Annotated in this window: 10 protein-coding genes; 4 read left to right on the top strand and 6 right to left on the bottom strand. The window is 74.1% G+C overall.

The features are described from left to right. Nucleotides 1–172: 172 nt before the first annotated feature. The 4 genes from ACRYM6_RS08500 to ACRYM6_RS08485 are packed head-to-tail and all read right to left on the bottom strand — an operon-like array spanning nt 173 to nt 4,520. Nucleotides 173–1,114 (bottom strand): LysR family transcriptional regulator, encoded by a 942-nt coding sequence (locus ACRYM6_RS08500; protein WP_432542416.1) that lies wholly within the window; start codon nt 1,112–1,114, stop codon nt 173–175. Next, nucleotides 1,111–2,187, bottom strand: coding sequence for a 3,4-dihydroxyphenylacetate 2,3-dioxygenase (gene hpaD / locus ACRYM6_RS08495; protein ID WP_432542415.1), 1,077 nt, complete (start codon nt 2,185–2,187; stop codon nt 1,111–1,113). The genes ACRYM6_RS08500 and hpaD overlap by 4 nt, the downstream gene beginning before the upstream one ends. A gap of 55 nt (nt 2,188–2,242) precedes the next feature. Then, nucleotides 2,243–3,787 carry a 5-carboxymethyl-2-hydroxymuconate semialdehyde dehydrogenase gene (hpaE, locus tag ACRYM6_RS08490; RefSeq protein ID WP_432542414.1) on the bottom strand — a complete coding sequence of 515 codons (1,545 nt, stop codon included), beginning with the start codon at nt 3,785–3,787 and terminating at the stop codon, nt 2,243–2,245. A gap of 25 nt (nt 3,788–3,812) precedes the next feature. Beyond that, complete coding sequence (locus ACRYM6_RS08485; RefSeq protein ID WP_432542413.1) at nt 3,813–4,520, bottom strand: GntR family transcriptional regulator; 708 nt, start codon at nt 4,518–4,520, stop codon at nt 3,813–3,815. 183 nt (nt 4,521–4,703) lie between these two features. Between ACRYM6_RS08485 and ACRYM6_RS08480 the strand changes: the two genes are divergently transcribed. From ACRYM6_RS08480 to ACRYM6_RS08470, 3 genes are read left to right on the top strand one after another with little or no spacing between them, the layout of a single operon-like run. Continuing rightward, nucleotides 4,704–6,182, top strand: a complete 1,479-nt coding sequence (locus ACRYM6_RS08480) for a fumarylacetoacetate hydrolase family protein (protein WP_432542412.1) — start codon at nt 4,704–4,706, stop codon at nt 6,180–6,182. Nucleotides 6,183–6,185: 3 nt separating this feature from the next. Then, nucleotides 6,186–6,971, top strand: a complete 786-nt coding sequence (gene hpaH, locus ACRYM6_RS08475) for a 2-oxo-hept-4-ene-1,7-dioate hydratase (RefSeq protein WP_432542411.1) — start codon at nt 6,186–6,188, stop codon at nt 6,969–6,971. Then, entirely contained in the window at nt 6,956–7,756 is an 801-nt protein-coding gene (locus ACRYM6_RS08470) for an HpcH/HpaI aldolase family protein (protein ID WP_432542410.1), read from the top strand. Before hpaH ends, ACRYM6_RS08470 begins: the two co-directional genes overlap by 16 nt. Before the next feature lie 42 nt (nt 7,757–7,798). Here ACRYM6_RS08470 and ACRYM6_RS08465 read toward each other — a convergent pair whose 3' ends face one another. Together ACRYM6_RS08465 and ureA are read right to left on the bottom strand one after the other, a co-directional pair. Further along, entirely contained in the window at nt 7,799–9,475 is a 1,677-nt protein-coding gene (locus ACRYM6_RS08465) for an urease subunit alpha (RefSeq protein WP_432542409.1), read from the bottom strand. Continuing rightward, entirely contained in the window at nt 9,472–10,206 is a 735-nt protein-coding gene (gene ureA / locus ACRYM6_RS08460; protein WP_432542408.1) for an urease subunit gamma, read from the bottom strand. Before ureA ends, ACRYM6_RS08465 begins: the two co-directional genes overlap by 4 nt. A 134-nt stretch (nt 10,207–10,340) precedes the next feature. Between ureA and ACRYM6_RS08455 the strand changes: the two genes are divergently transcribed. Then, nucleotides 10,341–11,348 (top strand): agmatine deiminase family protein, encoded by a 1,008-nt coding sequence (locus ACRYM6_RS08455; RefSeq protein WP_432542423.1) that lies wholly within the window; start codon nt 10,341–10,343, stop codon nt 11,346–11,348. Nucleotides 11,349–11,355: the final 7 nt, after the last annotated feature.

Here is an 11,355-nt window from a genome sequence, read left to right as displayed (position 1 = left end):
CGCGTTCGTCCCGGTGGTGGTGGTGTGATGACCGGACACCGTGGTCGTCATCGGCGAGCCGCGGCTGGTGGCGGGGACGGGGCCCCGCCCTGCTGGGAGTGTCCGCCCCGCGCGGGCGCGCGGCTTGTCCCTGCGCGCACGACGCTGTGCGCGGGGTGCACTCCTGCCGGGGTCACCCCTGCGGGCTGAACACCGCCGCGGCCGTGCGGGCGAACGCCTCGGCGGCGCGGCTGAGCCGGGTCCCGCGCGCCCGGGCCAGCAGGACCCGCACGTCGGGGACGTCGTCGGAGATCTCCAGGGCCGCGACGCCCAGCCCCTCGTAGGTGGTGCCGGTTCCGGGCCGCTGCACCAGGAAGCTCCAGCCGAACCCCCGGCCCACGAGGGCCCGCACCGTCTCCAGCCCGGCGGCCCGGTACCGCACGGCGGGTTCGACCCCGACCTGGCGGAACACCGAGAACGCGTGCCGGGAGCTGGGGGGCAGGTCCAGCAGCACGAACGGCTCGGGCGCGACGTCGCGCAGCGACACCCGCCCGGCCCCGGCGAGCGGGTGGTCGGCGGCGAGCAGGACGTGCGGGCGGGTGCGGAACAGCTCCAGGCCGGCGACGTCGTCGCGCAGCTGCATGTCGTAGAGCACCGCGACGTCCACCTCCCCGCTGGCCAGGCCGTCCTGGAGGCTGTCCTGGTCGGCTTCGAGGAACCGGGTGGCGACCCGCGGGTGCTCGGCGCCGAACGCGGACAGCAGCGGCGGCAGGCAGGTGGGGGCCAGCGTGTGGTAGCAGCCGAGGGTGAGGTTGCCGCCGACGTCGCCGCCGGCCCCGCCGCCCACCTCGGCCAGTTCCCCGGCGTGCTCCAGCAGCGCCCGGGACCGGCGCAGCAGGTCCTGGCCGGCCGCCGTCAGGGTGATGCCGTGCGCCTTGCGGCGCACGCACAGCTGCACCCCGAGGGCGTGCTCCAGCTTCTCCACCGCCGAGGCCACCGCGGACGGGGAGATCACCAGCAGGTCGGCCGCGCCGGTGATCGTGCCCGTCTCGGCGACGGTCACGAAGTACAGCAGCTGGCGCAGCGACCAGGCCGGGGCCTGGCGCGCCGGCCCCGGTCTCGCCTGCGGGTTCACACCTGGTGCCCCACCTTGAACCCCTGCTCGACGACGCCGTCCACGGCGTCGTCCTTCCGGGTGTACGAGAAACCGTCGGCCCCGATCGTGACGTCGGACTCGCGGTCGTCGGTGCGCTCGACGACCGGGCGCGGCTGCCCGTCGAGGTCGAGCACCGTGGAGGCGTTCGCGTACCAGGACGGCACGACGGGGTTGCCCCACCAGTCGCGGCGCTGGTTGTCGTGCACGTCCCAGGTGATGACCGGGTTGTCCGGGTCGCCGGTGTAGTAGTCGTGCGTGTAGATCTCGACGCGGTGCCCGTCGGGGTCGAGCAGGTACAGGTAGAAGGCGTTGGAGACGCCGTGCCGGCCCGGCCCGCGCTCGATCTGGTCCGAGCGGCGGACCGCGCCGAGGTGGTCGCACAGGTGCAGGATCTGGCTGCGCTCGTGGGTGGCGAACGCGATGTGGTGCATGCGGGGGCCGTCGCCGCCGGTGAGGGCGACGTCGTGGACGGTCGGCTTGCGGTACATCCAGGCCGCGTAGACGGTGCCCTCGTCGTCCTCGATGTCCTCGGACACCTTGAACCCCAGGCCCTCGTAGTAGTCCCGCGCGGCGGGCACGTCGGGGGTGACGACGTTGAAGTGGTCCAGCCGGGAGATCGCCCCGGCGCCGTGCAGGTCGTAGCGCTGGGTGAACCGCTCGACGTGCTCGGCCTCGTGGAAGAACTCCACGGGGAAACCCAGCGGGTCGACGACCTGGACGGCCTCGCCGATCCCCCTGGTGGTGCCCGCGGGCACCCGGCGGACCTCGACGCCGAGCGCGCGGTAGTAGGCCTCGGCCAGGTCGAGGTCGCCGGGGGTGCGGACGCGGTAGGCGAACTTCGCCAGCGCCGCGACCGGGCCCTGCCGCACGACGAGGGAGTGGTGCAGGTACTCCTCGAAGGCGCGCAGGTACAGGGCGTCCTCGGTCTCGTGGGTGACCACCAGGCCGAGCAGCTCGGTGTAGAACCACTTCGACCTCTGCAGGTCGGTGACGACGAGCTCGGCGTACGCGCAGCGGATGACGTCGGGCGGGGTGGGCAGGTCGGTGCTCACGGGTTCTCCTCGTCGAGAAGGGGTGGGGAGGGCGAACGGGGTGCCGGTGGCGTGCTCAGCCGTCGATCTCGCCGGCGGCGGCGGCGCCGAAGCGGGCGGTGTGGACGTCGCCGAGGGTGATGTGGACGGCCTGCTGCTCGGAGTAGAAGTCCAGGGAGCGGTACCCGCCCTCGTGGCCCAGGCCGGAGGCCTTGACCCCGCCGAACGGGCTGCGCAGGTCGCGGACGTTGTGCGAGTTCAGCCACACCATGCCGGCCTCGATGGCGTGCGCGACGCGGTGCCCGCGGGTGAGGTCGGAGGTCCACACGTACCCGGCGAGGCCGTACTTGACGTCGTTGGCCAGGCGGATCGCGTCGGCCTCGTCCTCGAAGGGGGTGATCGCGACGACGGGGCCGAAGATCTCCTCCTGGAAGATGCGGGCGGTGGAGGGGACGTCGGCGAACACTGTGGGGGCCAGGTAGTTGCCGACGGGCAGCCCTTCGGGGCGGCCGCCGCCGGCGACGAGCCGGCCCTCGGTCTTGCCGATCTCCACATAGCCCAGGACCCGCTCGTAGTGCTCGGGGTGGACCAGGGCGCCGACCTCGGTCTTGGGGTCGTGCGGGTTCCCGACGACGATGTTCTTCGCCCGGGCGGCGTACCGCTCGACGAACTCGTCGTAGATGCTGCGCTGCACCAGGATGCGCGACCCGGCGGTGCAGCGTTCGCCGTTGAGGGAGAACACCCCGAACAGGGTGGAGTCCAGCGCGGCCTCGAGGTCGGCGTCGGCGAAGACAACCGCCGGGGACTTGCCGCCGAGCTCCATCGACATGCCCTTGAGGTGGGTCGCGGAGTTGCGGAAGATCAGCTGACCGGTGGTGGTCTCGCCGGTGAAGGAGATGAGCCGGGTCTGCGGGTGCTTGACGAGGGCGTCGCCGGCCTCCTCGCCGATGCCGTTGACGAGGTTGAAGACACCCTGCGGCAGGCCGGCCTCGGTGAAGATCTGCGCCCACAGGCTCGCCGACAGCGGGGTGAACTCGGCGGGTTTGAGCACGACGCTGCACCCGGAGGCGAGGGAGGGGGCCAGCTTCCAGCTCTCCAGCATGAAGGGGGTGTTCCACGGCGTGATGAGCCCAGCGACGCCGACGGGTTTGCGGTTGACGTAGTTGATCTGCCTGCCGGGGACCTTGTAGGCGTCGTCGGTCTGGGCGACGATCAGGTCGGCGAAGAACCGGAAGTTCTCCGCGGCCCGCTGCGCCTGCCCGAGGGCCTGGGTGATGGGCAGGCCGGTGTCGAAGGTCTCCAGCTCGGCCAGCCGGCTGTCGCTGGCCTCGACGAGGTCGGCGATCCGGTTCAGGACGCGGGCACGGGCCCGGGCCGGCTTCTCGGCCCACACCCCGGAGTCGAAGGAGCGCTGGGCGGCCTGGACGGCGGCGTCGACGTCCGCGGCCTGCCCGGCGGCGGCGGTGGCGTAGTCCTGGTTCGACACCGGGTCCAGCACGCCGAAGACGGCGCCGTCGACGGAGTCGCGCAGCTCGCCGTCGATGAAGTGCTGCAGGTGGGTGGGCAGGCCCTCGGGCACGTGCCGGGTGGTGGCCTCGACGCCGGTCTCCACGGTGGTCATGGTCGTCTCCTCGGGTGCGGTCGGGTCAGGGGGTCGTACCGGGGTCGCGCGCCTCGTGGGCCAGGACGGCCCGCAGCGTCGCGGCGCGGTGCTCGCGGGCGGCCGCCTCGACGGTGAGCGCGTCGGCGCCGGCGGCGATGAGGTCGAGCAGCGCGTCGTGCTCGGCCACGGACTGGTGGGTGCGGTCGGGGACGAGGGAGAACACGCTGGTGCGCAGCGTCGCCAGCCGGTGCCAGCCGCGGTCGACCAGCTCGAGCAGGTGCGGGTTGGGGCACGGCGCGGCCAGCGTCCGGTGCAGCCGCTGGTTGAGCTGGCTGAAGCGCTGGGTGTCGAACTCCCCCGCGGGCTGGTCGAGCTCGGCGCGCATCAGGTCGTTGAGCCGCCGGGCCTCGGCGAGGTCGGCGGCGGTCAGCAGCGGGAGCGCCTGGCCCACGGCCGCTCCCTCGACGACGGCGAGGGTCTCCATCGTCCACCGGTACTCCACCGGGTCCAGACCGCGGACGGTGGCGCCGACGTTGCGCTCGAACGCGACGAGCGACTCGGCCTCGAGCCGGCGGATCGCCTCGCGGACCGGGACGGGGGACGAGCCGAGCTCGCGGGCCAGGGCGCCGAGGACGAGCCGGTACCCGGGCGTGTACCGGCCCGAGACGATCCGCTCGCGGATCAGCTCGTAGGCCTGCTCGACCTTCGAGGTGGCGGCTCCCGCCACCGGGCCTGGACTCACGCGTGACACCCCCGCCCCATCGCCGGAAGATCGTATATCTTCGTGAATACGGTAAGCACGGCCGGGGCCACCTCGCAAGACCTCCACACCTCGGCGTCGCCGAGGTTCCTCCTCACCCGAGGGCACTTGACGGCCCCCGGACAGCGATCCAGGATCGTATACGGTTTCGGATACACACGAAGGAGTGCGCAGATGCCGTCCTCGCCCCCCACCCCGGTGCCCTGCACCGCGCTGCCGGCGCGGCCCGGCAAGGTCGTCGCGGTCCACCTCGCCTACGACTCCCGCGCGCAGCAGCGCGGCCGGCGGCCCGCCGCACCCTCCTACTTCCTCAAGCCCTCCAGCTCCCTGGCCGGCAGCGGCGGCACCGTCGAGCGCCCCGCCGGCACCGAGCTGCTCGGGTTCGAGGGCGAGATCGCCCTCGTCATCGGCACCCCGGCCCGCCGCGTCCCCCTCCAGGACGCCTGGGACCACGTCGCGCACGTCACCGCGGCCAACGACCTCGGGCTGTACGACCTGCGCGCCAACGACAAGGGCTCCAACGTCCGCTCCAAGGGCGGCGACGGCTTCACCCCGCTCGGCCCCGCCCTCCTGGACGCCCGGGCCGTGGACCCGCACGCCCTGCGGCTGCGGACCTGGGTCAACGGCGAACCCGCTCAGGACGACACCACCGCCGGGCTGCTGTTCCCCCTCGCCCAGCTCGTGGCCGACCTGTCCCAGCACTTCACCCTCGAGACCGGTGACGTGATCCTCACCGGCACCCCCGCCGGGGCGAGCGTCGTCGTGCCCGGCGACGTCGTCGAGGTCGAGGTCGACGTCCCCGGCGGCCCGAGCACCGGGCGCCTCGTCACCACCGTCGTCCAGGGCGAGCACGGGTTCGACCCCGCCCTCGGCTCCGTCCCCGCCGCCGACGACCTCCAGCGCGAGGAGGCGTGGGGCTCGCGGGCCGCCGCCGGGCTGCCCCCGGCCGGTGACGCCCTGCCGGAGGCGTTGCGGGACAAGCTCGAACGCACCCCCGTGGCGGCGTTGTCGGGCCAGCTGCGCAAGCGCGGCCTGGACAACGTGACCATCGACGGCGTCCGGTCCAACCACCCGGGGACCAAGCTCGTCGGGGTGGCCCGCACCCTGCGCTTCGTCCCCAACCGCGAGGACCTGTTCGCCTCCCGCGGCGGCGGGTACAACGCCCAGAAGCGCGTCTTCGACGCCGTCGGCCCCGGCGAGGTCATCGTCATCGAGGCCCGCGGGGAGACCGGCTCGGGAACCCTCGGGGACGTCCTGGCGATCCGCGCGAACGCCCGCGGCGCGGCCGGGATCGTCACCGACGGCGGCGTCCGCGACCACGACGCCGTGACCGCCGTCGGGCTGCCCGTCTACTCCCGCGGCGCCCACCCCGCGGTCCTGGGGCGCAGGCACGTCCCGTGGGACAGCGACGTCACCGTCGCCTGCGGCGGGACCACCGTCCAGCCCGGCGACGTGGTCGTCGGCGACGCCGACGGCGTCCTCGTCGTCCCCCGCGCGATCGCCGAGGAGGTCGCCGACGCCGCCCTGGCCCAGGAGGCCGAGGACGCGTGGATCGCCGAGCGCGTCGCCGAGGGGAACCCCGTCGAGGGGCTGTTCCCGATGAACGCCTCGTGGCGCGCGAGGTACGAGGCCCGAGACCGGACGGAGGACTGAGACGTGCTGGAACCCGGCACCATCACCGCCATCGCCGACGAGCTGGCCGCGGCCGAGCGCGACCGCACCACCGTCCCGCTGCTGACCGCCCGCCACCCCGGCATGACCGTCGAGGACTCCTACGCCGTCCAGAACGAGTGGCGCCGCCGGGGCCAGGCCGCCGGCCGCCGCCTCGTGGGCCGCAAGATCGGGCTGACGTCGAAGGTCATGCAGGCCGCCACCGGCATCACCGAACCCGACTACGGCGCGATCTTCGCGGACATGGTCCACGAGAACGGCTCGACGATCGAGCACGCCCGGTTCTCCAACGTCCGCATCGAGGTCGAGCTCGCGTTCGTCCTGAAGACCGACCTCGCCGGACCGGGCACGACGATCTTCGACGTGCTGCGGGCCACCGAGTACGTCGTGCCCGCGCTGGAGATCCTGTCCTCCCGCCTGGAGATGCAGGGCCGCACCATCGTCGACACCATCAGCGACAACGCCGCCATGGGCGGCATGGTGCTCGGCGGGAACCCCGTCGGCCCGCAGGAGGTCGACCTGCGCTGGGTGTCGGCCCTGCTGTACCGCAACGAGACCATCGAGGAGTCCGGGGTCGCGGCCGCGGTCCTGAACCACCCCGCGGCGGGCGTGGTGTGGCTGGCGCGCAAGCTCGCCCAGCACGACGACGGCCTCAGCGCCGGGGACGTCGTCCTCGCCGGGTCGTTCACCCGCCCGATGTGGGTCCACCCCGGGGACACCGTCCTCGCCGACTACGGACGACTGGGGACGATCTCGTGCCGCTTCCGCTGACGCCCACCCTGCGCGACGCCCTGGCCGCCGCCGGCCGCCCCCTGTTCGGGGGGTGGATCTGCTCCGGCTCCCCCGTCGCCGCGGAGATCATGGCCGGTTCCGGGCTGGACTGGGTCCTCGTCGACATGGAGCACGCCCCGAACGGCCTGCAGTCGGTCCTGGCCCAGCTGCACGCCGTCTCCGGGTACCCGGTGACACCCGTCGTCCGCGTCGCCGCCGCCGACGACGTGCTGCTCAAGCAGGTGCTCGACCTGGGCGCGCAGAACGTCCTGGTCCCCATGGTGTCCACGCCCGAGCAGGCCCGGGAGGTCGCGCGCGCCACGCAGTACCCGCCGGCGGGCCGCCGCGGCGTCGGCAGCGCCCTGGCCCGCTCGGCCCGCTGGAACCGGGTCGAGGGGTACCTGCGCGACGGCGCCGACCACGTGTCGGTGGTCGTGCAGGTCGAGACCGCCGAGGGCGTCGCCAACGCCCGGTCGATCGCGGCCACCCCCGGGATCGACGCCGTGCTCGTCGGCCCCAGCGACCTCGCCGCCTCGATGGGCCTGCTCGGGCAGCAGACCCACCCCGACGTCGTCGCCGCCGTCCACCAGACGGTCGGCGAGGTGCAGGCGGCCGGGAAACCGGTGGGCGTCAACGCCTTCGACCCCGAGGTCGCCCGCCGGTACGTCGCGGCCGGGGTGGACTTCGCCCTCGTCGGCGCCGACGTCACCCTGCTCGCACGCGGGTCCGAGCGGCTCGCCGCCGAGTTCGCCGGGACGGGACGCGACGGCCGGGCCCCGTCCTGAGCCCCGAGGCCCCCGCCGCTCCGCTCGGAGGTGGTGCTCCGCTCAGAGGTGGTACAGCCGCGTCAGGCTCGTGGCGTCCGCCGGCTGGGAGCTGATCGGTTCCCCGTCGAGGGTGACCAGACCCGTGGGGGCCACCCGGACCTGCGCGAGCCGGGAGTTGCGCACCATGGAGGGCAGGCCGATGCCGCGGGTGCCGCGCACCCCGACGCGCCGCCGCCGGGTGGTCATGGCGTCGTTGCCGTCCGCGGCGGCGGCCTGCGAGGTGAACGCCACCGACAGGTCGGCCGCGGTCGCGCCGTGCGCGCCGAACTGCGGCCCGAGGACGAGGGGCTGGGCGCGGTCGATGGCGGCGTTGGGGTCCCCGGTGACGCCGTAGGCGGGGAAACCCGCCTTGAGGACGAGTTCGGGTTTGGCCCCGAAGAACTCCGGCCGCCACAGGACGACGTCGGCGAGCTTGCCGACCTCCAGGGTGCCGACCTCGTGGGACAGCCCGTGCGCGATGGCCGGGTTCACGGTGAGCTTGGCGACGTACCGCAGCGCGCGGGCGTTGTCGTGGTCGGGGTGCTCGGCGCCGAGTTCCCGCTTCATCTTCCCGGCCATCGCGAACGTCCGCCGGACGGTCTCCCCGGCCCGGCCCATGCCCTGCGCGTCGGAGGAGGTGATGGGGATGACGCCGAGGTCGTGCAGGACGTCCTCGGCGCCCATCGTCCCCGCGCGGATGCGGTCGCGGGCCAGGGCCGCGTCGCCGGGCAGGTCCTCCTTGAGCGCGTGGACCGACATGATCATGTGGTAGTGCTCGGCGACGGCGTCGCGGCCGAACGGCAGCGTCGGGTTCGTGGAGGAGCCGATGACGTTCGGTTCGCCCGCCATCCGCAGGACGTTCGGGACGTGCCCGCCGCCGCAGCCCTCGATGTGGAACGCGTGGATGGTGCGGCCGTCCAGGACGGCGAGGGTGTCCTCGACCGACAGCGCCTCGTTGATGCCGTCGGTGTGCAGCGCGACCTGCACGTCGAACTCCTCGGCCACGGTGAGCGCGGTGTCCAGGGCGCGGGCGTGCGCGCCCATGTCCTCGTGGACCTTGAACCCGCAGGCACCGCCCTCGACGAGCGCCTCGACCGAGGAGCCGGGTTCGCTGGCCGATCCCCGGCCGAGGAACCCGATGTTCACCGGCCAGGCGTCGAACGCGTTGAACGCGTGCCGCAGCGCCCACGGGGAGTTCACCCCGACGCCCCAGACCGGCCCGAACTCCTGGCCGATGATCGTCGTGACGCCGGAGGCGAGGGAGGCCTCCATCACCCGGGGGGACAGCAGGTGCACGTGGGTGTCGACGGCGCCGGCGGTGGCGATGAGCCCCTCGCCGGAGACGATGGTGGTGCCGGTCCCGACGACGACGTCCACGCCGTCGAGGGTGTCGGGGTTCCCGGCGCGCCCGACGCCGCTGATGCGGCCCTCGCGGATGCCGATGGACACCTTGCGGACGCCCTGCACGGCGTCGATGACGACGACGTTGGAGATGACGACGTCGCAGGTCTCGCGGACGGTGGCGGCCTTCAGGTGCAGGCCGTCGCGGGCGGTCTTGGCGAAACCGGCGAGGAACTCCTCCCCCGGCGCCTGGGCGTCGTGCTCGACCCGGACGACGAGGCCGGTGTCGCCGAGGCGGACCCGGTCCCCGGCGCGCGGGCCGTAGGTGGCGGCGTAGTCCTCGCTGGACAGGCTCATCGGGGGCTCCCGTCGGTTCCGGCGTCCGTGTCGGTGTCGGTGTCGGTGGGGGCGCGGTCGAGGTACCCGCAGGCGCGGGCGCGCTCCAGCGCCTGCTCGAACGCGCCGGGGGCGTCCAGCGGCCCGTCGACGAGACCGGCGAAGCCGATGGCGACGCGGTCCCCGCCGATGGGGGTGAGCCGGACCTCGCGGGTCTGGCCGGGGTCCCAGCGGACGGTGGCGCCGGCGTCGATCGCGGCGCGGCGGCCGTAGGCGGCGGCGCGGTCGAACGCGAGGCGGGGGTTCACCTCGAAGAAGTGGAAGTGGGAGGTGACGCTGACCGGCACGGTGGCGGTGTTCGTGACGCTGAGGGTGACCACGTCGTCGAACTCCAGCGGGGTGGGCGGCCCGGGCAGGACGGCGCCGGGGGCGTCCGGGCCGAGCGACCCGCCGCCGAAGGGGTCGACGACGACGACGAGGCGGGTGCCGTCGTCGAAGACGGCCTCGACCTCGACCCGGGGGACGACGTCGGCGACGCCGGGCAGGACGTCGTCGGGTCCGAGGACCGAGCGCCCGGCCTCCATGGCCTCGGCCAGGCGCCTCCCGTCCCGGGCGGCCTCGCACACGGTGTCGGCGACGACGGCGGTGGCCTCGGGGACGTTGAGCCGCAGGCCGCGGGCGCGGCGGGCCCGGGCGAGCTCGGCGACCGTGAAGATCAGCAGCCGGTCGCGTTCGCTGGGGGTCAGGCGCACGGCTCTGCCCGTCGCCCGGACGCGGTGGTGACGTCGTCGGTGCACACGTCCGCCACCATAACCGACATGCTTTCGGTTAGGGTCGTCCCGCCACGGCGCACCCGCCCCAGGAGGAGAACGTGACCGGACAGCACATGCCCGCCGAGTGGGAACCGCACCAGCGCACCTGGATGGCGTTCCCCACCCCCAACCCCACCTTCGGCGAGGCCGGCGGCCCCGACCTGGCCCGGGCCCGCCGCGCCTGGAGCGCCGTCGCGAACACCGTCGCGGGGTTCGAGCCCGTCACGGTGCTGGTGGACCCCGGCGACCGGGCCGCGGCCCGCGAGCTCCTCGACCCGCGCGTCGACCTCGTCGACGTCGCGCTCGACGACGCCTGGCTGCGCGACTCCGGCCCCACGTTCGCCCGCGCCGCCGACGGCTCGGCCGTCGCCGTGGACTGGGTCTTCAACGGCTGGGGCGCGCAGTCCTGGGCCCGCTGGGACGACGACGCCCGCGTCGCCCGCACCGTCGCCGGCCTCACCGGCACCCCCGTCAGCTCCTCCCCCCTCACCCAGGAGGGCGGGGGTTTCCACGTCGACGGCCGCGGGACGGTCCTGCTGACCGACACCGTGCAGCTGGACCCGCACCGCAACCCCGGCTGGACGCGCGAGCAGGTCGAGGCCGAGGTCCACGCCCAGCTCGGCACGACCACGGCGATCTGGCTGCCGCGCGGGCTGACCGCGGACTACGGCGAGTTCGGCACCCGCGGGCACGTCGACATCGTGGCGGCGTTCACCAGTTCCGGGCAGGTCCTGGTGCACACCCAGGCCGACCCCGGCCACCCCGACCACGAGGTCAGCCGGGAGGTCGCGGAGGTCCTGCGCTCGGCGACCGACGCCCGGGGGAACCCGTTGCGGGTCATCGAGATCCCCGCGCCCGAGACGTCCGAGGTCGACGGCGAGCTGGTCGACCACTCCTACGTGAACCACTACGTCGCGAACTCCGTCGTCGTCGCCTGCGCGTTCGACGACCCCCGCGACGCGCAGGCCGCGGCCGTGCTGGAGGCCGCCTACCCCGGCCGCCGGGTCGTCACCGTGGACGCCCGCGACGTGTTCGCGTTCGGCGGCGGCATCCACTGCATCACCCAGCAGCAACCCGCCTGACCCGACG

Source organism: Kineococcus rugosus (assembly GCF_050871975.1).
Lineage (GTDB): Bacteria > Actinomycetota > Actinomycetes > Actinomycetales > Kineococcaceae > Kineococcus.
The sequence above is the reverse complement of the archived record's forward strand: the minus strand, read 5'-3'. Positions and strand labels throughout refer to the sequence as shown.

Excerpts from the sequence above, each read along its gene's own strand:
- ACRYM6_RS08480 (WP_432542412.1), top strand. The coding sequence starts at position 4,704 with ATGCCGTCCTCGCCCCCCACCCCGGTGCCCTGCACCGCGCTGCCGGCG.
- hpaE (WP_432542414.1), bottom strand. The coding sequence starts at position 3,787 with ATGACCACCGTGGAGACCGGCGTCGAGGCCACCACCCGGCACGTGCCC.
- ACRYM6_RS08455 (WP_432542423.1), top strand. The coding sequence starts at position 10,341 with ATGCCCGCCGAGTGGGAACCGCACCAGCGCACCTGGATGGCGTTCCCC.
- ACRYM6_RS08465 (WP_432542409.1), bottom strand. The coding sequence starts at position 9,475 with ATGAGCCTGTCCAGCGAGGACTACGCCGCCACCTACGGCCCGCGCGCC.